The 22,639-nt window shown below is 70.7% G+C and carries 18 protein-coding genes and 1 tRNA gene; 10 read left to right on the top strand and 9 right to left on the bottom strand.

The genetic code is table 11. The features are described 5' to 3' along the window. Positions 1 to 543: 543 nt before the first annotated feature. Entirely contained in the window at positions 544 to 3,456 is a 2,913-nt protein-coding gene (locus ACWD38_RS24625) for an AfsR/SARP family transcriptional regulator (RefSeq protein WP_184483412.1), read from the bottom strand. Between the two features lie 388 nt (positions 3,457 to 3,844). On the opposite strand from ACWD38_RS24625, the gene ACWD38_RS24620 reads away from it, so the two are divergent. Beyond that, positions 3,845 to 4,894, top strand: coding sequence for an ADP-ribosylglycohydrolase family protein (locus tag ACWD38_RS24620; protein WP_450124990.1), 1,050 nt, complete (start codon positions 3,845 to 3,847; stop codon positions 4,892 to 4,894). Positions 4,895 to 5,247: 353 nt separating this feature from the next. Here the strand turns inward: ACWD38_RS24620 and ACWD38_RS24615 are convergent, their stop codons facing one another. The 6 genes from ACWD38_RS24615 to ACWD38_RS24590 all read right to left on the bottom strand — a co-directional run bounded on the left by ACWD38_RS24615 (position 5,248) and on the right by ACWD38_RS24590 (position 11,126). Beyond that, positions 5,248 to 6,123, bottom strand: coding sequence for an SAM-dependent methyltransferase (locus ACWD38_RS24615; RefSeq protein ID WP_184483416.1), 876 nt, complete (start codon positions 6,121 to 6,123; stop codon positions 5,248 to 5,250). A 188-nt stretch (positions 6,124 to 6,311) separates the two neighbouring features. After that, on the bottom strand, positions 6,312 to 7,214 hold the full coding sequence (gene thpD / locus ACWD38_RS24610) for an ectoine hydroxylase (RefSeq protein ID WP_450124989.1): 903 nt from the start codon (positions 7,212 to 7,214) through the stop codon (positions 6,312 to 6,314). Between the two features lie 283 nt (positions 7,215 to 7,497). Continuing rightward, a complete protein-coding gene (locus tag ACWD38_RS24605) occupies positions 7,498 to 7,887 on the bottom strand; it encodes an ectoine synthase (protein ID WP_184483420.1) in 390 nt (129 codons plus the stop codon). An 84-nt stretch (positions 7,888 to 7,971) separates the two neighbouring features. Then, positions 7,972 to 9,219 (bottom strand): diaminobutyrate--2-oxoglutarate transaminase, encoded by a 1,248-nt coding sequence (gene ectB, locus ACWD38_RS24600; protein WP_184483422.1) that lies wholly within the window; start codon positions 9,217 to 9,219, stop codon positions 7,972 to 7,974. A gap of 178 nt (positions 9,220 to 9,397) precedes the next feature. Beyond that, complete coding sequence (ectA, locus tag ACWD38_RS24595) at positions 9,398 to 10,000, bottom strand: diaminobutyrate acetyltransferase (protein WP_184483424.1); 603 nt, start codon at positions 9,998 to 10,000, stop codon at positions 9,398 to 9,400. 391 nt (positions 10,001 to 10,391) lie between these two features. Continuing rightward, complete coding sequence (locus ACWD38_RS24590) at positions 10,392 to 11,126, bottom strand: trypsin-like serine protease (protein WP_184483432.1); 735 nt, start codon at positions 11,124 to 11,126, stop codon at positions 10,392 to 10,394. Positions 11,127 to 11,369: 243 nt separating this feature from the next. Here ACWD38_RS24590 and ACWD38_RS24585 point away from each other — a divergent pair, with 243 nt between their 5' ends. Continuing rightward, on the top strand, positions 11,370 to 12,143 hold the full coding sequence (locus ACWD38_RS24585) for a VOC family protein (protein WP_184483434.1): 774 nt from the start codon (positions 11,370 to 11,372) through the stop codon (positions 12,141 to 12,143). A gap of 24 nt (positions 12,144 to 12,167) precedes the next feature. Here ACWD38_RS24585 and ACWD38_RS24580 read toward each other — a convergent pair whose 3' ends face one another. Then, positions 12,168 to 12,332, bottom strand: coding sequence for a hypothetical protein (locus ACWD38_RS24580; RefSeq protein ID WP_184483436.1), 165 nt, complete (start codon positions 12,330 to 12,332; stop codon positions 12,168 to 12,170). A 284-nt stretch (positions 12,333 to 12,616) separates the two neighbouring features. Between ACWD38_RS24580 and ACWD38_RS24575 the strand changes: the two genes are divergently transcribed. The 3 genes from ACWD38_RS24575 to ACWD38_RS24565 are packed head-to-tail and all read left to right on the top strand — an operon-like array spanning position 12,617 to position 14,600. Next, a complete protein-coding gene (locus ACWD38_RS24575) occupies positions 12,617 to 13,486 on the top strand; it encodes an SseB family protein (protein ID WP_184483438.1) in 870 nt (289 codons plus the stop codon). Between the two features lie 54 nt (positions 13,487 to 13,540). Beyond that, a complete protein-coding gene (locus tag ACWD38_RS24570; RefSeq protein WP_184483439.1) occupies positions 13,541 to 13,861 on the top strand; it encodes a type VII secretion target in 321 nt (106 codons plus the stop codon). A 16-nt stretch (positions 13,862 to 13,877) separates the two neighbouring features. Continuing rightward, positions 13,878 to 14,600: a putative T7SS-secreted protein gene (locus ACWD38_RS24565; RefSeq protein WP_184483441.1), complete on the top strand. Its 723-nt coding sequence runs from the start codon at positions 13,878 to 13,880 to the stop codon at positions 14,598 to 14,600. A gap of 288 nt (positions 14,601 to 14,888) precedes the next feature. On the opposite strand, the gene ACWD38_RS24560 is transcribed toward ACWD38_RS24565, so the two are convergent. Then, a tRNA-Thr gene (locus ACWD38_RS24560) sits at positions 14,889 to 14,961 on the bottom strand. 221 nt (positions 14,962 to 15,182) lie between these two features. Between ACWD38_RS24560 and ACWD38_RS24555 the strand changes: the two genes are divergently transcribed. The 5 genes from ACWD38_RS24555 (at position 15,183) to ACWD38_RS24535 (ending at position 22,555) form a co-directional block, all read left to right on the top strand. After that, positions 15,183 to 16,622 (top strand): threonine/serine ThrE exporter family protein, encoded by a 1,440-nt coding sequence (locus tag ACWD38_RS24555; protein WP_450124988.1) that lies wholly within the window; start codon positions 15,183 to 15,185, stop codon positions 16,620 to 16,622. Positions 16,623 to 16,960: 338 nt separating this feature from the next. Continuing rightward, a complete protein-coding gene (locus ACWD38_RS24550) occupies positions 16,961 to 18,394 on the top strand; it encodes a trehalose-6-phosphate synthase (RefSeq protein ID WP_184483445.1) in 1,434 nt (477 codons plus the stop codon). A 134-nt stretch (positions 18,395 to 18,528) separates the two neighbouring features. Continuing rightward, on the top strand, positions 18,529 to 21,081 hold the full coding sequence (gene otsB / locus ACWD38_RS24545; RefSeq protein WP_184483448.1) for a trehalose-phosphatase: 2,553 nt from the start codon (positions 18,529 to 18,531) through the stop codon (positions 21,079 to 21,081). 420 nt (positions 21,082 to 21,501) lie between these two features. Then, positions 21,502 to 22,104 carry a DUF4178 domain-containing protein gene (locus ACWD38_RS24540; protein WP_450124987.1) on the top strand — a complete coding sequence of 201 codons (603 nt, stop codon included), beginning with the start codon at positions 21,502 to 21,504 and terminating at the stop codon, positions 22,102 to 22,104. Between the two features lie 13 nt (positions 22,105 to 22,117). Continuing rightward, positions 22,118 to 22,555, top strand: coding sequence for a DUF4247 domain-containing protein (locus ACWD38_RS24535; protein ID WP_184483450.1), 438 nt, complete (start codon positions 22,118 to 22,120; stop codon positions 22,553 to 22,555). The last annotated feature ends 84 nt before the right edge of the window (positions 22,556 to 22,639 follow it).

Below are 22,639 nucleotides of genomic sequence, written 5' to 3'. Positions count from 1 at the left end.
GAGGGAAAAAGCTGTCCTCGCGAGAGACCGACTGAGAACCCGCCGGTGGTCGGCTTTTGGGCGTGGGCTATTCGCTGCGCGAATACAGGCACGGCCTTCGGCCGCAGGGCAGACTTCGCTTCGCTCGCCCCAGGCACGGCTTCGCCGCCAGGCAGACTTCGCTTCGCTCGTCCACTGCACGGCTTCGCCGCGAGGCAGCCCGACGCCGCACGTCAAGCCGAGCGAGACTTCCCACCTCGGCTGAGAAAGACGAAGTGCGGACCTCTGGAATCCCCCAGTCCAAAGGTCCGCACCCACCCCCACGTCCTCCCGGATCGCTCCGAGCGCCCCGGGCTCGGAGCGTCCGCCCCGACCGTCGCCCGTTGGCACGGGCTCGGCCGGGACGGCCGGGTGGCAATCCCCCCTCGGATTTCCCCCAGTGCCACCCGGTGCGGGCCGTTCATGACGCTGACCCGCACGAAAGGCACTTTGGCAGTCCGGGCTAGACATCGGCTAAACGTCGGCTAAACGTCCACAGTGGACACCATGTGAGCTGCCGCGGAGTCAGGCGCCGATGTCGTCAATGGACTGCAGCCGGGACTTGGCCTGCGCGGCGCGCGGTGACCCGCCGGTCTCGTAGATCGACAGCGCCGTCTCCCACCGGGTGCGGGCCACGGAGCGATCGCCGCGGGACTGCGCCACGTCGCCCAGCCCCATGTACGCCGACGCCTGGTGCATCGCCGACCCGCAGCGCTGCGCCACGTTCAGCGCCTCGTGATGGTAGCCCTCACCCTCGTCGAGCCTGCCCGATTCGATGCTGACTTCGCCGCAGTTGTTCAGCACCATCGCGAGGGTTTCGAGGTCGTCGGCCTCGCGGTACATCACCTCGGCCTCCAGCAAGTGCTCCAACGCCTCGTCGAGCCGCCCGTTGGCCTGCTCGACCTGGGCGAGGTTGTTCAGCGCACCCGCCTCCCGGTAGCGGTCGCCGAGCGTGCGGTAGGCGCGCAGCGCGTCCCGGCAGTGCACCTGCGCCTCCGCGTAGCGCTGCATCCGGAACAGCACGGCACCCATGTTGACCTGCGCCAACGCCAGCCATCCGGCGTTCCCGGTGGCGACGGCGCAGCGGTACGAGTCGGCGTAGTGCGCCAGCGCCTCGTCGTGCTTGCCGGTGCGGGCGTAGGCCACGCCGAGCCCGGCGGGCATCAGCACCTGGCCGACGGGGTCGGCGGCGAGCCGCGCCGATTCGAGGCCGACGGTGTAGATCTGGATCCAGTCCTCCCACGGGCAGCGCACCACCAGGTAGTTGAACTGGCAGCGCACCAGCCGCCACGCGTACTCGTGCAGGCCGTGGGAGTGCGCGGCGCGCACGGCGGCGACCAGGTTGGGCCACTCGGAGTCGAACCAGGCCAGCGCTTCGGTGCGGTTGCGGATCTCGGGCTGCTCGATGGTGGAGTCGCCGGAGAGGTCGAGGTCGTCGCGGGCGGGCCGCAGGAAGCGGCGCGCGTGGTCGGCGACCACGAGGTAGTAGTGCAGGAGCCGGGTGAACGCCTTCTCGTCGCGTTCGGCGAAGCCGGCGCCGTCCTGCTTGCCGTCGCAGGTGGGCGCGGTGAGCAGTTCCCGCGCGTAGAGCCGCAGCAGGTCGTGCATGCCGAACCGGTCCACTTCGGACTCGGTCACGAGGTGGGCCAGCGCGAGCGCCCGCAACCTGCGGTATGCGCCGGGCGGGTCCGTTTCGCACACGGCGGCCACGGCGTGCGCGGTGAACGTGTGCCCCGGTACCAGGCCGAGCTGCCGGAACGTGGCGGCGTGCACGGGGTGCAGGTTGCGGTAGGAGATGTCGAAGGCGCGGCGCACGCTGGTGTCGGCGTCGTCGATGTCCAGCGCGTGCAGCCGGTTGCTCTCGTCGGTGAGTTCGCGCACGAGGCCCGCGATGCCGCGGGCGGGGTTCGCGGCGAGCCGGGCGGCGGCGATGCGCAGCGCCAGCGGCAGCCCGCCGCAGAGCTCGGCGAGTTCCCGCGCGGCCTCGGGTTCCTCGGCGGACCCGTCGATGCCGCCCGCGCGGTCGAGCAGCGCGACGGCGGATTCGGTGGGCAGCGTCTCCAGCGGCAGCACGCGGGCGCCGCTGCGCACGACGAGCCCGTCGAGCCTGCGCCTGCTGGTCACCAGCACCAGCGAGCGGGATCCGCCGGGCAGCAGCGGCCGGACCTGCTCGGAGTCGCGGGCGTTGTCGAGCAGCACCAGCACGCGCCGGTCGGCGAGCAGCGAGCGGAACAGCGCGGCCCGGTCGTCGAGGTCGACGGGGATGGCGTCGGCGGCCACGCCGAGGGTCTTGAGCATGCTGGTGAGCGCTTCGCCCGGGGACAACGGCGCGCGTTCGGAGTCGAATCCGCGCAGCGAGGCGTAGAGCTGGCCGTCGGGGAACGACGCGGCGACCCGCTGCGCCCAGGTGATCGCGACGGCGCTCTTGCCGACTCCCGCGGTGCCGGTGAGCACGGCGAGCAGCGTGGTGTCGCCGCGGTCGCGTTCGACCATCCGGTCCAGCAGCGCCATTTCGCGTTCGCGGCCGACGAACCCGGCGACGGCGGGCGGCAGTTCGGCGGGGACCGGGCCGACGGGGGCGACTTCCCGGTCGGCTTGCCGCTGCGTGCCGCTGAGCAGGGCTTCGTCGTCGCGCAGCAGCCGTTCGTAGAGGGTGCGCACTTCGGGGCCGGGGTCGATGCCGAGTTCGTGGGAGAGCCGTTCCCGCAGCGCGTGGTAGCGCGCTTGGGCTTCCGCGCGGTTGCCCGCCCGGTACCCGGCGAGCATCAGCAGGTAGGTGAGCCGTTCCCGCAGCGGGTGCTGGTCGACGAGGGTGGCCAGTTCGACGACCAGCCGGTGGTGCTTGCCCAGTTCCAGCTCGGCGGCGATGCGCTCTTCCAGGGCGAGCAGCCGCAGTTCGTCGAGGTTGGGCCCGACCATCTGGTGCAGCCGTTCGGCGACGATGCCGGAGAGCACGGGGCCGCGCCACAGCTGGAGGGCTTCGGTGAGCAGCGCCGCCCTGGCCGCGGGGTCCTTGCCGTGCGCCTCGTTGATCAGCGTGCGGGCGCGGTGCGCGTCGACGCGCTCGGGGTCGATGCGCAGCAGGTAGCCGGGCGAGCGGGTGAGGATCTCGGGGCGCCCGGCCGCGTCGGCGTCGCCGTGGCCGTGCAGCAGCCGCCGGATGCGGGAGATGTAGCCGTGCACGATGGTGCGGGCGGTCGCGGGCGGCTCGTCCCCCCAGAGGGTGTCGATGAGCCGGTCGATGGAGACGAGCTGGTTGGGTTCCATCAGCAGGCAGGCGAACGCTCCGCGCACGGAGGCGGAGCCGAGCTGCAGCGGCGCCCCGTCGTAGCGGACTTCGAGCGGGCCGAGCACGCGGAAGGTGAATCCGGCGGTGTCCGGACCGGCGTCCTCGCGGCTAGCGCCCCTCCGATCGGGCGTTGCGTCCTGCCCCTGCATGCCCCTCGACACCTGCCGTTCGCTGCGTGTTCGATCCTCGTCAGTTTCGGTCACTCGGACTCGCGGAGTCCACTCCCGGCGAAGCGGACACACGGTAGCGATCTTCGACCGGCGCCCACCGATACCATCCGAGGCGTCACCCGATCGGCCGAACGTGATGGCGCGACCGTCGAACATCCGGCAGACGCGCCGATCACCCGACCGGGGCGCGCCGCGGTGTCCGGAAAGTTGATCATTCACGCATCCGGTGCCGGATGCCAGGGTGTCGGGCCGCACGCGGCGACGACGTCCGCGGTTGCCGGATCGCCGCCGCGCCCGCCATACCGCCCAGTAGAGTCGGGCACTGATCGACCGCCGCCGAAGCAGTGCCCGAGAAGGAGATCACCGCGTGCCCACACCGTCCACAGTGGTCGATCGGGCCGTGGGCTGCCTGCTCGGCGGGGCTCTCGGCGACGCGCTCGGAGCACCGGTCGAGTTCCAGCAGCTGGACGGGATCCGCGCCGAGCACGGCGAGCAGGGCATCACCGAGCCGCCTCCGCAAGCCCTGTTGGGCGACGCCACGCAGATGACGCTGTTCACCGGCGAGGGCTACCTCAGCGCGTGGACCCAGGGCAACAACGGCGGCCAGTGGCGACCCGTCGAAACGGTCACGGCCGCCTACCGCCGCTGGCTGATCACCCAGCAGGAGTCCAAGCCGCCGCCGGGCGCGACCGGTCTGCTCGCCGAGGGCGAGCTGTACGCGAGCCGCGCGCCCGGGCTCACCAGCTTGCGCGCGCTGGGCGAACCGGAGCTCGGCAGCCCGGACCGCCCGCGCAACAGCTCGAAGGGCTGCGGCGGCGTGGACCGCAGCACGCCGGTCGGTTTCGCCCCCAGCGCGACCATCGCCTACGGGCTCGGCTGCCGGCTCGCCGCGCTCACCCACGGCGGCGGCGGTGGCTGGGCGTCGGCGGGCACGCTGTCGCTGATCGTGCACTTGATCGCCGTGCAGGGCAGGCGGTTGCCGGACGCGGTGGACCAGGCGACGGGGCGCGTGCTGCGCGACGACGGGGAGACCGCGGGCCTGCTCGCGGAGGCCTCCACGCTGTCCCGGCTGGGCGCTTCCGTCTCGCACGTGGAACGGCTCGGGCAGGGCTGGATCGGCCCGGAAGCCCTGGCCATCGGCGCGTACTGCGCGCTGGCGCTGCCCCGGCCGGAGCAGTTCCCGGACGCGCTGCGCCTGGCCGCGAACCACTCCGGGCACAGCGACAGCACGGCCGCGATCACCGGCGCCATCCTCGGCGCCCGCCACGGCACCGCCGCGCTCCCCCGCCAATGGCTGTCCCGCCTGGAACTGGCCGACGTGATCGAACGCATCGGCCACGACATCGGAGCCTCCTGCACAGGCGAAAAGTTCAACGAACGCCGCTACCTGGGCTTGGACCCACCCCCCGCCCCCTGACCTTCGCCCCAGCCCTGCCCAGAGACCAGGAAACGACCAAAGCCCCTGCCTCCCGGCAAAGCCGTGCTCTGAGCGGCGAAGCGCGCCTGCCTGGCGGCCGAAGGCCGTGCATTGCGGCGAAGCCGTGCAGTGGGCGGACGAAGTCCCGCCTGCCTCGCGGCCGAAGGCCGTGCCCGTATGTGCGAAGCACATAGCCCACGTCAAAAAGCCGACCACCCGCGGGTTCTCAGCCGGTCTCTCGCGAGGACAGCTTTTTCCCTCGTGGCGGAGCCGCTTGGGAAAAAGATCCCGCAGCGAGAGACCGGCTGAGGTTCCGCCACCCGACCACCCGCCCAAACCGACCGGGCGGGCACTCATGCCTTACGAGCTAGCCCGGCGAGCATTCGGGAGCGTTCCGGGTCGCCGGTGAACTCCTCCTGCCCATCCGGCCGCCACTGAGGCGCATAGACCAACCCGGGCTCCACCATCGCGAAGTCCCCGAAGAACGCCCGGATCTCCGAGTGGGAGCGCAGCTGCCCCGGGTGGGTCGACTGCTCGTAGGCTTCCACGAGCCGCCGGTTCTCCTCTTGCTCCTGTTCGGTCGCGTCGGAGGTCGTCCAGTGCGACACGGCGAGCAGCGAACCGCTGGGCAGCCGTTCCCGCAGCGCGTCGAGCGCGCCGTGCGGGCCGACGGCGTCCTTGGAGAAGTGCAGCATCGACAGCATCAGCATGCAGATGGGTTCGTCGAACCGGATCACCCCGGTGTCGTCCAGCAGCGCCCACATCCCGCCGGGGTCGGCGATCGGGTCGGCGCGCAGCGCGCGGTGCCGTCGCGGGTCGCCTTCCCGGTCGAGGATGAGTCCGCCCAGCGACTGCACCACGGGGTCGTTGTCCACGTAGACGACGCGCGTGTCGCCGGGGTCGCGGGCTTCGGGCGCGGAGCTCCAGTGCAGCTCGGCGACTTCGTGCACGTTGCCGACGGTGGGCAGGCCGGAGCCGAGGTCCAGGAATTGCCGGATGCCGGAGTCGAGGGCGTAGCGCACGACCCGGTTGAGGAAGCGGCGGTTGGCCCGGCAGTAGGCCTTCATGCCGGGGACGATCTCCACGACGCGCTGTCCGAAAGCGCGGTCGATCTCCCAGTTGTGCGCCCCGCCGAGGTACCAGTCGTAGACGCGCGCCGCGCTGGGCGTGGTGACGCTGTCGCGCATGTCGGAGGGCATCGCCTCGACGGGGTGGTGCAGTGTGCTCATCCGCTCTCCTGGACCGCCCTGTCAGCGGGTGACGCCATGGAACACCGTCCACGATCACTCATCGGAATCAGTATTCCAACCCTTTCGGGGGCTCAAGCAATGTGTTCAGGATGAGCATGACCCCGGAGAGGGGTCGAACGCGAACCGGCCCGGCCGCGTGTCGCGCGACCGGGCCGGGCGGTGCCGCGTCAGCGCACGACGGCGCTGGTGTCCCGCGCGGCGACGAAGCTCGGCCGCGGCCGGTCCGCCGCGAACGGCGCCACCGGCGCGTTGCGCACGCTGTTGAACACGATGAAGATGTTCGACCGCGGGAACGGCGTGATGTTGTTGCCGGACCCGTGCATCGTGTTCGAGTCGAACCACAACGCCGACCCCGCGTACCCGGTGAACTGCTCGATCCCGTGCTCGTAGCCGAGCCGGGTGATGTCGTCCTCGCCCGGAACCCCCACCTTCTGCTCCTTCAGCGAAGATTTGTAGTTCTCCCCCGGAGTGCGGCCCACGCACGACACGTAGGTGCGGTGCGCGCCCGGCATGACCATCAATCCGCCGTTGAACGGATAATTGTCGGTGAGCGCCACCGACAGGCTCACCGCGCGCGGCGCGGGAAGGCCGTCTTCGGCGTGCCAGGTCTCGAAATCGGAATGCCAGTAGAACCCGCTGCCCTTGAATCCCGGCATGTAGTTGATCCGGCTCTGGTGCACGTAGACCTCGGATCCAAGGATCTGCCGCGCCCGGTCCAGCACTCGCGGGTCGCGCACCAGCTCGGCGATCAGCTCGCTGGTGCGGTGCACCTCGAACAAGGACCTGACCTGGCCGGAGTCCTTCTCCACGACGGTGCGCTCATCGGCCCGGACCTCGGGGTCCTTGGTGAGCCGATCGAGTTCCTGCCAGTACTTCTGCACTTCCGCCGGGGACAGCAGACCCGGCACGGTGTGGAATCCCTTGGCCTCGTGCGCGGCCAGGTCGGTCCGCGTCGCCGGTCCGGCGCGCACGCCGGACCACACGACGGGATCGGTGCGTTCGATGAATGCGGACTCGGTGCCGCGCCGAGTCGGATAACGGTCCTGAGTCGTCACATCCGCGACGGTCATCAGTTGCGCCTCCTTCGCGAATTACCGCCGGAGCGCCCGATTCCACGTCGGAATCGGGCGCCATTTCTCGGTTCCTCGGTCGGTGGCCGTTCCCCTCGTCGGGGGATCCGTGTCGCACACCGCGGCAGGCAACCAGACAGTTCTGGGCTACCCGACCGCCGCGGTCATTACGCATGCGTTCCGGCGAGGTTTCCCGGACGGGCGCGGCAGGCATGAAAAACCGCCCACGGCCGCGGGCGGCGGCTCGTGGGCGGTGCGGCGGGAACGCCGGGTCGATGCCCGGTCAGTCCTCCACGATCAGCGGGTACACGCCGTTCTCGTCGTGCACCTCGCGGCCGGTCACCGGCGGGTTGAACACGCAGACCGTGCGGATGTCGGTCTTGGGACGGACCTGGTGCTTGTCGTGCTCGTTGAGCATGTACAGCGTGCCCGGCTTGAGCTGGTGGATCTCGCCGGTCGACTTGTTCTCGAGCTCGCCTTCACCCTCGTACACGAACACGGCTTCGATGTGGTTGGCGTACCAGAAGTCGTTCACGGTACCGGCGTAAAGGGTGGTCTCGTGCACCGAGAAGCCGACCTTCTCCCTGGCCAGCACGATGCGCTTGCTGCGCCAGTTCTCGGTCTGGATGTCGTCGTCGGTGTTCTCGACCTCTTCGAGGCTGCGGACGAACACAATGCCCTCCTTCGTGGTGCCGGTGGTGCCGTACGAGACGGCCGGCCCGGAAGTGCGGGACCGGCCGTCGCGTGCGTTGTTGGATCAGGCAAGCACAGCTTGCACCGAATCGACGATGATCTGAAGCCCCTGTTCGAGCTCTTCATCCGACACGGTCAGCGGCGGCATGATCTTGATCACTTCGCTCTGCGGGCCGGAGGTCTCCAGGATCAGCTTCCGGTCGAACGCCGCCTTCGAGATCTTGCCCGCGGTCTCCGGGTCCTCGAACCCGAGGCCGCGCGCGAGGCCGCGGCCCTTGGCCTGGGCGCCCTCGTACTTGTCGGCGATCTCGCCGATGACCTGGCCGACGCGCTCGCCCTTGGCGATGGTGCTCTTCTGCAGCGCGTCGTCGCTCCAGTAGAGCTTCAGCGCCTCGGACGCGGTCACGAACGCGGGGTTGTTGCCGCGGAAGGTGCCGTTGTGCTCACCGGGCTCCCACACGTCGTGCTCGGATTTGATCAGCGTCAGGGCCAGCGGCATGCCGTAGCCGCCGATGGACTTGGACAGGCAGACGATGTCCGGGGTGATGCCGGCCTCTTCGAAGCTGAAGAACGGGCCGGTGCGCCCGCAGCCCATCTGCACGTCGTCGACGATGAGCAGCATGCCGTGCTTGTCGCACAGCTCGCGCAGGCCGCGCAGCCACTCCGGGCGGGACGAGTTGATGCCGCCCTCGCCCTGCAGGGTCTCCACGATCACCGCGGCGGGCTCGTTCAGGCCGGAGCCGCTGTCCTCGAGCAGCCGCTCGAAGTACAGGAAGTCCGGGTACTGCCCGTCGAAGTAGTTGTCGTAGGGCATCGGCGTGGAGTGCACCAGCGGGATGCCCGCGCCGCCGCGCTTCATCGAGTTGCCCGTCACCGACAGCGACCCGAGGGTCATGCCGTGGAACGCGTTGGTGAAGCTGATGATCGACTCGCGGCCGGTGATCTTGCGGACCAGCTTGAGCGCGGACTCGACCGAGTTGGTGCCCGTCGGCCCGGGGAACTGGACCTTGTAGTCCAGCCCGCGCGGTTTGAGCAGCTTCTCGTCGATCGTCTCCAGGAACTCCCGCTTCGCGGCGGTCGCCTGGTCGAGCCCGTGCGTGACGCCGTCGCGCTCGATGTACTCGATGAGCTTGCGCTTGAGCCGCGGGTTGTTGTGGCCGTAGTTCAGCGCGCCGGCGCCGGCGAAGAAGTCCAGGTAGGGCGTGCCGTCCTCGCCGTAGAGCCAGCTGCCACCCGCCTTGTCGAACGTCGTCGGCCAGGTGCGGCTGTAACTGCGGACCTCGGATTCGAGGCTTGCGAAGATATCGTTCACGATCCTCCGTTCGCGGCGGCCGAAGCGGCCACCGGCTGCAAATCGGTCATGGTCCCCGCCGGGGAGACCTGCCGGTCGGAACTCGTTCGTCTGTGCGGCGCGGCCGGCGGATGACCCCGCCCCCGCACGTTCCCCGCGCCACCGGCTCCCACCGAGAGCCGTGCGGGACGTGCTCGCGCTAGTCCGCCGGACGTGGCGCCGCGGCGGCCTCACCTGCCACGACACCGGGGGCCGCGAACGGGCCGATCCGGTAGAGGTCCTCGCCCAGGTGCGCGTCCGGGAACAGCTCGGCGCCGAACAGCTCGCTGCGGGCGAGCTCGGTGCCGCGGTCCCTGGCCAGCGCCGAGAACAGCTTGATCGAGGCGGTGTTGTCGGCGGTGATGGTCGTCTCCAGGTAGCGGACGCCTTCCGGCACCAGCCGGTCGAGCAGGTGCCCGAGCAGCTTGCCCGCCACACCGCGGCCGCGCTGCGAGGCGTCCACGGCGACCTGCCAGACCATCAGCACGTCCGGGGCGTCCGGGCGCAGGTAGCCGGTGACGAAACCGACCACGTCGCCGTCCTCCCGCGCCACCGCGGTGGTGTGCGCGAAGTCCCGGCACCACAACAGGTACGCGTAGGACGAGTTCACATCGAGCACCTGCGAATCACGAGTGATCCGATAGAGTGCGGGACCGTCCGCGACGACCGGAATGCCGATCTCACCGGAAGCGGAAGAACCACTCCCTGCATTCCGTCCGCCATTCGGTCCGTCGCCGTTATGGCTGGGTTTGTCGCCGGTCATGCTTTGCCAACTTAACAGAACATCGGTAACGCGTCAGGTACGCGACCGTTTCCTGGCGTCACTACCAGGCGATACTCGATTTTACACGTGATGAGCACGACAGGATTGTTGCGCCGCGCATCAACGCAGTGATAACGATCTAAGACGCATAGTGATCGAATATGCGAATCACGGGCGTGACCAGCGAAAACGCCCGTCGCAGCTGCACGTCCGGGCCCGGACTCGATTGCCCGGCCACATTTTTCACGGACCGCTCCGGGAATTGCGATCTTCATCCGGCGAGCGACCACCCCGGGTGCACGGGCTCTCACTTTCCGCCACCGGAACGCACACGTCCGGGGCCGCCGTGGCGGCCCCGGACGCGGGGTACTGCTGGAGAGCCTCAGGCGAATCAGACGCCGGCGGTCTCCTTGATCCAGTCGCGGTACTCGGTGACGTTCGTGTACGCCGTCGAGGTCGCGCGGTCGCTCGTGGAGGCCACGCCGACCTGGGTGCCGTTGGAGAACATCGGGCCGCCCGAGTCGCCACCGGCGGTGATGCCGTTGACGCGGTCGGCGCAGACCGCGGTGCCGCCGCGGTAGTCGGTGCAGGCGATGTCGGTGACCTTGACGTCGGCCACCTTCAGGTTCTCGGCCTGGCACTGGGCCTCGGGCTGGTCGGTGCAGGTCGCGCCCCAGCCGTAGACCTGGACGGTGTCGCCGTTGTTGACGTCACCGGTGGAGCCGAGCGGCGAGAACTCGACGTTCATCGGGGTGTCGACGTTGACCAGCGCGAGGTCGACGCTGTCGTGCACGTGCACGCCGCCGGCCTTGGCCTTGACCTCCTGGCCCTCGTGCTGGTTCAGGCTGCCGACCTTGAAGCTGATCGCGTCGCCGGCGCCTTCCACGCAGTGCTGCGCGGTGAGCACCCAGTCGGCGGAGATGGCGGTCGCGGTGCAGGCCTCCTGGCCGTCGTTGAGCAGGCGAACGGCCCAAGGAGCGTCCGTGGCCTCCTCGCCGTCGATGATCATCGGCTGCATGTCGATGGGGGCGGGCGCCGCGGGGGCGGCGGCCTGGGCGGGAACGGCGAAGGCGGCGGCGGCCAGGGCCAGGCCCGCCGCTCCGGTCAGCACTCGTGCCAGGGACACGCTGATCTCCTCTGGGTAGCAGCGGCAACGCTGTGGGGACGGTCAAGTGGTCCCATGACCTCACCCGAACGGGTAATGGGTCAACCAATTGGTCACTATTCGCCACCACATCTCAGCTTTTAGACCTGATCGAGATGCGCCGTTCGATTGACCACACCAACATTCGAATGCCCACTATGGGCCTCGGCCGCACCCCGCCGTCAAGGGTCCGGCGGCCGTACTCCACGAACCTCGGGGGCTCTCATGGAGATCACGTCGTACCCGCCCGGCACGCCCTGCTGGGTGGATCTCAACACCGCCGACCCCGGTTCGGCCTCGGAGTTCTACGCCGAGCTGTTCGGCTGGACCGTGCACGACTCCGGTCCCGAAGCGGGCGGCTACCTGATCTGCCAGCGAGGCGGCAAGCCGATCGCGGGCATCGGCCCGCAGGACGAACCCCGGCAGGGCCCCACGTTCTGGACCACCTACGTGGCCACGACCGACGCGGACGCCTCCGCCGAAGCCGTCCGGAACGCGGGCGGCCAGGTGCACCTGAACCCGATGGACGTGTTCGACGCGGGCCGGATGGCGCTGTGCTCGGACCCGACCGGCGCGGCCGTCGCGCTGTGGCAGCCGAACCAGCACCCAGGCTCGACCGTCGTCAACGAGCCCGGCACCCCCTGCTGGCACGAACTGGCCACCCGCGAACCCGACCGCGCCACCGAGTTCTACCGCGCGGTGTTCGGCTGGGACGCGGCACCGCAGGCCGTCGGCGACACCGAGTACCGGCTGCTGCGACTGGGCGGCCGAAAGATCGGCGGGATGATCCGGATCGACGAGAGCTGGCCGGCCGAAGTGCCCGCGCACTGGCTGGTGTACTTCGCCGTCCCGGACACCGACCGCGCCCTCGCCGACGTCACCCGCCTCGGCGGCGCCACCGTCGTCGACCCGGTCGACATCGAACCCGGCCGCTTCGCCGTGGTCCACGACCCGGCGGGCGGCATCTTCGGGATCATCCACCTCAACCCCGCGGGGTGAGCTCGGCCGCGATCGAGCGGTGGATCAGCCGCGCCCGAGCAGCGGATCCGGCTGCGACAGGGCGCGCAGCCAGGCGGCGGCGCGGCACTCCCACCGCTCGATCGCCCACTGCTCGGACAGGCGCCGCCCGGCGAAGCAGATCGACGGCACCCCCAGCAGGACGACCACGACCACCATCATCGAGTCCACGTTCTCTCCTCACTCCACGCACCGCGTCGGCGGTGACGAATCGACACGACGCAACCGAAGCTATTCCGCCTCCGGACGCGATTACCACGGTCGGCGGAGCACTCGCCAGGAATCCGCCAAGCCCGGCCTTTCCGCCAGGCGAAGCGCCACCCGCGGAATTCCCGCCACGCTGGCGGGAATGTGGCGAAAAGCCAGGTCGATCCCGCGCTTTCCCGCCTTCCGGCGCGGTTCGTTGACGAGATCAACTCCCGCCCCTTAGTCTCCGCGCGAAACTGAGGGGAACAATGGGGAACGACGACAGAACCCGCAAGAATGCGGGAAAGGCGCTGGCGTCGCTGCACAAGGGGCTCGGGGTGCGGCGCGCGGACCTGCACGCTCGCCTGGGACCCGAGCTGCGCGGCATCTTGCGGATCACCGGGACGGACGCGGCGGGCGTGCAGGAGCAGCTGGCGCGGTGGCTGGACGCATGGCTGGCGAAATTGGCCCCCGAGCTGACCCGCATCGCCGAGGTGTCCTACAACCTCCCGCCGCACCAGGGGCTCAACGGGCTCACCTACGGCAAACGCGTCGCGGCGCTGTCGGCCGAGCTCGGCGCGGGGTTCTCCACGCGCACCATCGAGCGGCGGATGGACGAGATCATCGAGCACCTCCAAGGGTGCCTCGACCAGCAATGCCGCTCGCCGAAGGCGCCCGAGCCCGGTACGGCGCGACAACTCGAACCCGCGCCGGGCAACGCCCTGGCACCGCGGCCCGAGCCGGGGCGCGGCGGGGTCGACGATGCGCTGCGGGCGCTGCACGATCCGCGTTCGACGGTGCGCCGCGCGATCGACTGCTTCCTCGCCCACGACGTCCACGTGCCGTGCTCGCCCGCGGGCGGGCTGGCCGCGGTCCGGGCGGCGGGCCGCAGCACGTGGGTGTGCGCGTTCACCCGGGCGGACCTGCTGGAGGACTACCGGCGGGCCTCCTCGGCACCGTGGGCCACCGGGTCCCACCGGCTGCTCGGAGCCGACCTGGTGCGCACCGCGACGCGGACTTCGGATCCGATGGGAATTCTGCTGAACCCGTGCGCCGGAGAACCGATGGCGCTCACCGGGACGATGAGCATTCCACCTGTGCTCACCGCCGAGATCCGCGAAACGCTGCGGTCCGAGTAGGCCTCGTCCCCGACCTGGATGAATCAACGGATGGATTCCCGCTATTCTCCGGCCATGGCCGAGCTGGACGATTCCGCGGGGCGGCTTTTCGCCTCTCCGGAAGAACTGCACCGGAGCGCGAACACCGCGCAGCACATCATCGACGACTTCCGAGAACAGACCGTTCGCAAATTTCAGCTCAACCCGGAACAGGCGGGGAACGACGAATTGACCCGGGCGCTCCAGGCCTTCCAGGAGGACTCCTCCCGAGCCGGCACCGAACTCGCCGGCGAAGCGGCCGAACTCACCGACCGGCTGCGCGCCACCGCCGACGACTACGCGCGGATCGACGCCGACCTGGAACGAGCGCTGATCACCGCGCTCGACCGCGGCTAGCCCGGAGCGAACGCGGATGATCCAGCCACCCTCCGATGAGCCGCCGCTGCCCGGCAACGCCCCGGGCATCGTCACCGAATGCGATCGGCTGCGGACACTGGCCGACCACCTCGACCAGACCGGGCGCGCGCTGCGCGACGTGCGGGTCGAGTCGTGGTCGGGACGAGCCCGAGATCGCTTCGACGCGGCCCAGTACGAGCTGAGCAAGCGGTGGCGGCAGTCCGCCGACGCGCACTACGCCGCCGCCGACGCGCTCGGCGAGTACCAGGTGACGCTGGAGAACCTCCAGCAGCTCGCGCGGTCCGAGGCCGCCGACGCCGCGGGCGACCCGGTGCGGCAGGCCGCCGCCGCGGAGCTGATCCGCCGCTGGCGGATGCAGCAGGACGAAGCCGGGCGCCGGGCGGCGCGCGCGATCCTGCGCGCCGGTGAGGACCTGGCCACGCTGCCGCCGGTGCTGCCCGAAGCCGCTCCCCCGCCGCCGCTGCGGGCGCTTCCGCCGCCGGCACCCGCAGCGGAACCTCCGCGGGGAGCCGAGCCCGAACCCGAGCCGGAGCCCGCTCACGCGCCCGAGCCGGTGGAGGTGCCCGACGCCGCGCCACCGCTGGTGCTGGAGTCGTTGCACCCGGACACGACGGCGCACGACCTGCACGCCTACCAGCGCGAACTGCTCCGGCTCAACGAGGACGTCCTCGCGGCGTGGGCCGACCCGGGCCGCCGGTTCGCCATTCCGATCCCGTGACGTGCCGCGTTGCAGCCGTTCGGCGGGACTCGTCACGGGACGTGCTCACGAGCCGTCGCCCGGTCGGGTAGTACAGAATCGACCTTCGATCACCGATCATCAGTAGGCGAAACGACCCGTGCCCCCGGTCGCACGACCGAACCCGGTGCTCGCGCCGCAGGTGCGTTCGCCGCGGGGCGCCGCCGGGAAACCCACCGACACCGGCCCGCCCCCCGCGCCGGGCATCCCCCGACCACCTGCCGAACCGGTCGAGTCCAGCACCACCCGAGCTCAGCGCCTTCGGAGCGGAGCCGCTGAGGGGACTCGAACCCCTGACCGTCCGCTTACAAGGCGGGTGCTCTACCAACTGAGCTACAGCGGCGCGCACGGCCACGCCGTGCGCGCACATCGTAGTCGGCGCCGGGCCGCGACCGGCAGGCGGCCGGTGCCGGTGCGGCCCCTCGCCCGCGGGCGCGGGGCAGGTGTCAGGCTCGTGACGGACGACACCAACAGGACGTGCAACGGCTGAGGCGTGCGGGCCGATGGCCGAGGGGACGATCAACACGATCGCCGCGAGGTGGCGAGCAGGAAGGTAGGTCTGCGGTGGGAATCACGCAGCGCGCCCGAGGTGTGCTGCGGCGGCGCGAGCCGGCCGAGACGGTCGGGACGCGCAACGCCGTTTACGGGCCGGCACTGCCCGAGGAATCAACGGTCCATCTGGTGATGGACCTGGGGCTGCGCATCGGCGAGGTCCAGATGGCCAGCGGCGCGGGCGCCTCCGACGTGACCGCGACGATCATCGGTGTGGTCAGCGCGTACGGCTTGCCGCACTGCGAGGTCGACGTGATCTACACGTCGATCACCGTCTCCTGCTACCGGGGCACCGAAGAGGTGCCGATCACCTCGCTGCGCGTGGTGCGCAACCGGTCCATCGACTACACGCGGCTGTCCGACGTGGAGGACCTGGTCCGCAAGATCACCGCCGGTTCGATCTCCGCGTCCGAGGCCTACGCCGAACTGGACAAGATCACCTCCGCGCCGCACCCGTTCCCGCGCTGGGTGGCGACCCTGGCGTGGGCAGGGATGGCGGCCTCGCTGTCGGTGCTGCTCGGTGGCGGCGATCCGCGGCTGGCGCTGGTGGCCGCGGTGGCGACGGCGCTGGTCGACCGGATCGGCCGGATGCTGAACAAACGGGCGCTGCCGTTCTTCTTCCAGCAGGCGGTGGGCGGCGTCATCGCCACGAGCATCGCGCTGGCCTGCTCCGAACTCGACCTGCTGGCGAGTCCGGCGCTGGCGGTGGCGGCGAGCATCATCGTGCTGCTGTCCGGGATGACCGTCGTCGGTTCGATGCAGGACGCGATCACCGGCTACAACGTGACCGCCGCCGGGCGCATCGCGGAGCTCGCGCTGATGTCGGCGGGCCTGATCGCCGGAGTGGTGCTGGCGCTCTACACGGGCGTGGAGATCTTCGGCGCGGTCAACGAGGGCAGCGACCTCCGGGAGGTCGGTGCCGCGCAGATCGACTCGTCGCAGCCGCTGATGATCCCCATCCAGGTGCTGGCGGGCGCGTCGACCTCGGCGTGCTTCGCGCTGGCCAGCTACGCCCCGCCTCGCCCGCTGATCATCGCGGGGCTCGGCGGCGCCGTCGCGGCGGGCGTGTCCGGACTCCTCGTCAGCGACCTGGTGGGGGTGCACCCGGTGCTGGCGGGCGCGATCGCCACGACCGTCGTCGGTTTCGCCGGTGGCATCACCACCCGGCACTTCGGGATTCCGACGCTGGTGATCGCGGTGTCCGGCGTGGCTCCGCTGCTGCCCGGCCTGGCCACCTACCGCGGCCTGTACGAGATCGCGGTGGCGGGCAACCCCTCGGGCATGTCGACCCTGATGGTGGCCGCGGCGACCGGCCTGGCCCTGGGCGCGGGCGTGGTGCTCGGCGAGTACCTCGCCCAGCCCGTGCGGACCCGCCTGGGCAGGCTCGAACGCCGCATCGCGGGTCCCCGCCTGTCCGGTCCGCTGCGCCCCACCCGCCGTCGGCTGGAGTGAGCACCGCGAGCCCGTTCACCACCCGGTGAACGGGCTCGCCCGCCGGGCCCCGGCTCCGCGACGGCCCGGTGGACCTGCGCCTGTCCCGGCCGAGCGCGCGGGAGTCTCCTGAGCACGAGCAGGACCAGCCGTGACACCAACGAGAAGTGAGCAAGGACTCGGGGGTCGTTGGCCCACACGAACGACGCGGGCGATGAGCAGATTGACTAGCCTCGCCTGCGGGTAGTGAGTGATCCGGGACGGACCCCCGCCAGGGGGCCCAGCCGCGGAAGAGCACCAAGCCGTCGGCGCAGCCCATCCCGCCCGAGACAGCAGAGTCTCCCGAGGAGGCAACACCGGTGACCAGCGGCAGTACCCGTGCGGATTTCGTCGTCGTGGCCAATCGGCTCCCGGTCGATCTGGAGAAGCTGCCGGACGGCACCGAACGCTGGAAGCACAGCCCCGGGGGCCTGGTGACGGCGCTGGAGCCGTTCCTGCGCGCCCGGCACGGCGCGTGGGTCGGCTGGCCCGGAGTCGCCGACGTCGACGTGGAACCGTTCACCGACGAGGACATGCGGCTGCACCCGGTGCGGCTTTCGGCGGACGAATTCCAGGACTACTACGAAGGATTCTCGAACGCGACGCTGTGGCCGCTGTACCACGACGTGGTGGTGCCGCCGGTGTTCGACCGGTCGTGGTGGGAGGCGTTCCGCCGGGTGAACCGGCGCTTCGCGGAAGCCGCGGCGGAGGTCAGCGCCGAGGGCGCGACGGTGTGGGTGCAGGACTACCAGCTGCAACTGGTGCCCGCGATGCTGCGCGAACTGCGCCCCGACCTGCGCATCGGCTTCTTCCTGCACATCCCGTTCCCGCCGGTGGAGCTGTTCATGCAGCTGCCGTGGCGCACGGAGATCGTGCGCGGGCTGCTCGGCGCGGACCTCGTCGGATTCCACCGTCCGGGTGGTGCGCAGAACTTCCTGTGGCTGGCGCGGCGGCTCGCGGGGTTCGAGCCGAGCCGCGGCCAGGTCGGGGTGCGGTCCCGGCCCGGCGTGGTGCAGGTCGGGGATCGCGCGGTGCGCGTCGGGGCGTTCCCCATCTCCATCGCCTCCTCGGAGCTGGACCAGATGGCGCGCAGCAAGGAGATCCAGCAGCGCGCCAAGGAGATCCGCGCTGAACTGGGCAATCCGCGCCGGATCATGCTCGGCGTGGACCGGCTCGACTACACCAAGGGCATCGACGTGCGGCTGCACGCGATGCACGAGCTGCTCGCCGACGGGCAGATCCGGGCCGAGGACGTGGCGATGATCCAGATCGCGACGCCCAGCCGGGAACGCGTCGAGCACTACAAGCAGATGCGCGAAGGCATCGAACGCGAAGTCGGCCGGATCAACGGAGAATTCGGCCGCGTGGGTCACCCAGCAGTGCACTACTTGCACACTTCGGTGGACAAGAAGGACTTGGTGGCGTTCTACTGCGCCGCCGACGTCATGGTCGTGACGCCGGTGCGCGACGGGATGAACCTGGTGTGCAAGGAATACGTGGCCTGTCGCCACGATCTGGGCGGCACCCTCGTGCTCAGCGAGTTCGCCGGGGCCGCCGCGGAACTCACCAGCGCGTTCCTCGTCAACCCGCACAACCTGGACGGGGTCAAGGACGCCTTGCTCTCCGCCCTCGACATCGACCAGGCCGAAGGCCGCCGTAGGATGCGAGCATTGCGTAGGCAGGTGCTCACGCACGACGTCGATCGCTGGGCGCGATCGTTTCTGGAAGCACTGGGGACACCCCCGACTGACTAGCGCGAACATCGCGTGATTCCCGATTTTCCGGGAACCGCACACAATGATCGATCACCGGCGACGAGCGGTGAACCCGACTCGCACGCTCGACACCGAATCGGTCATGTAGACCCATCCGACCGCCCCAGAGGAGTATGGCGTTGACCGCCGAAGCTCTCCCCGCCGAGCTGCGCCGCACCATCGTCCAGCTCGCGCGCACCCCTCGACTGCTGGTCGCCTGCGACTACGACGGCACTCTCGCCCCGATCGTGGCCGACCCGAACGCGGCGAAGCCGTTGCCCGAATCGGTGCACGCCTTGCGTTCGCTGGCGTCCCTGCCCGCCACGACCACCGCGGTGATCTCGGGCCGGGCACTGCGCGACCTCGCCACCCTGTCCCGGCTGCCGTCCGAGGTCCACCTCGTCGGCAGCCACGGCTCCGAGTTCGACGTGGGCTTCGTGCACGAGCTCGAACCGCAGGCCACCGAACTGCGGACCGCGCTGCAGCGCGGCCTGCAGGACATCGTCGCCGGCAACGACGGGGTGTCGCTGGAGGCCAAGCCGGCCAGCGTCGCGGTGCACGTGCGCCGGGCCGACGCCGCCGTCGCCGAACGAGTGCTGGACGAGGTCCGCTCCGGGCCCGCCACCTGGGACGGCGTGCAGGTCACCGAGGGCAAAGCGGTGATCGAGCTGGCCGTCGTGCAGACCGACAAGGGCAACGCCCTCGACGCGCTGCGCCACCAGGTCGGCGCCACCGCCGCGATCTTCCTCGGCGACGACGTCACCGACGAGAAGGCCTTCGCGCGGCTGCACGGCCCGGACCTCGGCCTCAAGGTCGGCGAGGGCGACACGCTCGCGCAGTTCCGCGTCGCCGACACCACGCAGGTCGCGACGGCGCTGGCGTTCCTCATGGAAGAGCGCCGCACCTGGCTCTACGGCGAGCAGGCTCCGCCGATCGAGCGGCTGACGATGCTGTCCAACGAGCGCACCGTCGCCCTGCTCACCCCCGACGCGCGGCTGACCTGGATGTGCCACCCCGGTCCGGACTCGGCGGCCGTGTTCGCCGACCTGCTCGGCGGCCCCGGTGCCGGGCACTTCTCGATCCGCCCGCACGGCGGCAACGGCGCCCCGCGCAGTCCGCTGCCGCTGGGCCAGCGCTACGTGCCGGGCACCATGACCGTCGAGACCCGCTGGTCGCGACTGCTGGTCACCGACTACCTGGAGCACGGGGTGGACGGGCACCGCACCGACCTCATCCGGGTGATCACCGGCGAGACCACGGCGAGCATCGAGTTCGCCCCGCGCCCCGAGTTCGGCCAGGTGCCGGTGCGGCTCGTGCCGGAGTCCGGCGGACTGCGGGTGATGGGCACCTCGGAGCCGATGGTGCTGCGCTCCCCCGCGATCCAGTGGGAGATCACCTCCGACGGCATGCACGAATCCGCGCGCGCCGTGGTGGAGGCCTCGGACGACGCCCCGATCGTGCTGGAGCTGCGCTGCGGCACGGAGGACCTGGACCCGTCGGAGCAGACCGAGTCCGAGCGCCGCGACGCCGCCGACGTGTACTGGTCGGACTGGCTGGAGACGCTGACGCTGCCCGCGCTGGAGCGCGACCTGGTGGGCCGCTCCGCGCTGACGCTGCGCGGGCTGTGCAACACCGACACCGGCGGCATCATGGCCGCCGCGACGACCTCGCTGCCCGAGGAGATCGGCGGCGTCCGCAACTGGGACTACCGCTACTGCTGGCTGCGCGACGGCTCGATGACCGCGCAGGCCCTGGTCACGCTGGGCTCCACCGACGAGGCCGAAGGCTTCCTGAACTGGCTGCACGGCGTGCTGGAGACGCTGCCCGGACCGGAGCGGCTGCACCCGCTCTACTCCTTGCAGGGGACCAGCCTCGGGCCGGAAGCCGTGATCGACAGCCTGCCCGGCTACGCCGGTTCGCGTCCGGTGCGCGTCGGCAACCTCGCCGACCAGCAGGTCCAGCTCGACGTGTTCGGTCCGGTCGTGGAGCTCGTCTCGCACCTGGCCGCGGCGCGCGGCGCGCTGCGGGACCGCGACTGGGAGCTCGTGAAGGCGATGGCCGGGGCGGTGTCGCACCGCTGGTTCGAACCGGACCACGGCATCTGGGAGGAGCGCGACCAGCCCCGCCACCACGTCTACTCGAAGGTGATGTGCTGGGTCACGCTGGACCGCGCGGTCAAGCTCGCGGAGCAGTACGGCCGGGAGCCGGAGTCCGGTTGGAACGCGCTGCGGGACGAGATCTCGCAGGACGTCATCAAGAACGGCTGGCAGCCGGACGTGCAGGCGTTCACCACCGCCTACGAGGGTTCCGACCTGGACGCGGCCTCGCTGCACGTGGGCCTGTCCGGGCTGATCGACCCGTCCGACGACCGGTTCCGCGCCACGGTGACGGCGATCGAGTCGGAGCTGCGCAGCGGCTCCACCGTCTACCGGTACCGCCGGGACGACGGGCTGCCCGGCGACGAGGGCGGCTTCCACCTGTGCGCGGCGTGGCTGATCGAGGCGTACCTGCTGATCGGCCGCCGCACGGAGGCGGAGGAGCTGTTCCAGCAGATCGTCGACACGGCGGGCCCGACCGGTCTGCTCGCCGAGGAGTACGACCCGATCGCGGAGCGCTCGCTGGGCAACCACCCGCAGGCGTACTCCCACCTGGGCCTGATCCGCTGCGCCCAGCTGCTGTCCCAGTGACGCGCTGAGCCGCGTTGTGCACGCGAACGGGCCGTTCACCCCACCCGGGTGAACGGCCCGTTTCGCTGCGCACCCCGCCGATTTCGCGCGAAATCGAACGCCCCCCCACTCCCCTGAGCGCCACCACCTCCGCAGCTCGGAGCGGCTTTTCGGCGGTTCGCGGCGTGGGGGTCCGCTCAAACTTCTCGCGAAATCGCGGGAGTTGTCCACAGCGGGGCGATTCGTCCACAGCACCCTCGCGGGGCGGGCGTGGCCTCGGTGGAGCCGGTCGATCGCGCTGCGTGGCGGGGTCCGAACTCCGGGCGGATTTCCGATCACGATTTGCGGCGAAACCGCCGTTCGGGTCGAACGCGGCGGTTACGCTCCGGCGCAAGTCAAGGCACCTGTGCGGGAAGCCGCACGGACATCTGGGGGATTCACGTGACCGGACTGACGATCGCGATCGTGCTCGTCGGCGTCGTCGTCGCGGTGGCGAGCTGCGTGATGCTGTACCGACGCATGCGCGCCGCGCCGAACGAGACCGCGCGCCCGACCGACCCGTTCCACACCGGCGACCAGGATTCGCTGCGCGGCGACCCGCGCGCCCTGAAAGCGGGCGACATCGTGGAGATCCGCGGCCTGAGCTACACCGTCCGCGGCACCCTGCGGCTCTCCGAAGGCGGTTGGGGCTGGGCGGAGCACCTGCTCGACGACGCCAAGGGCACCCAGGTGTGGCTCGCGATCGAGGAGGACCCGGACCTGGAGCTCACGCTGTGGACCCCGGTCGACGACGCCGGTGAGCCCGGCGCGAAGCACCTCGAGTTCGGCGGTCGCAGCTACGAGCGGGAGGAATCCGGCTCGGCGACGTTCCGCAGCGAGGCCACCACCGGCCTCGCCGAGCAGGGCACCGTCCGCTACCAGGACTACGAGGCGAGCGACGGCGCGCTGCTGGGCTTCGAGTCCTACGGCGACTCGGACTGGGAGGCCGCCACCGGCGAGGAGCTCAGCCGGTACGACGTGCGCATCTACCCCACCGCGATCTGACGGGGGTGGCTCGATGAAACGCGGCTTCTGGTTCGTCCTGGCGGGCATCGTCGTCGTCATCGCGTTGGCCGTCGCGCTGATCGCGACCCTCGGCGGCGGCTCCGGCCCGCGCGGGTACGTGGCGGGCCACTACCACCGCGCCTCGTCGCTGGACATCCGCGGCGACAGCGACAACAAGGCCTACACCAGCCCCAAACCGGTGCCCGTGGTGGCCCGGGAGATCACGTCGCGCTGGCGACCCCAGTCGCAGCAGACCGACGCCAGCGGCGTCTACCTGCGCTACTCCGACGACGCGGTGATCATCCAGCCGCGCGCGGCGGGCTCGGTGATCCACGTGATGGACGTCGACCGCGCCTACCGGCACTACCACTCGCACGTCGGCCACGCCTGGGGCGGATTCGGCATGCGCGGCGAGACCTTCCGCGGCGGCGGTCCCGGAACCGGGAAATGACCGCCGCGCACGACTGACCACCCGCCTCCGGGCACGCGCCTCGAACCGGCCCCGGCCGAAGGCGCTCCCCACACCGGGTCTGCC

The sequence above is a fragment of the Saccharopolyspora sp. NPDC002578 genome (genome assembly GCF_053592695.1).
This window is presented reverse-complemented; position numbering and strand designations above follow the sequence as displayed.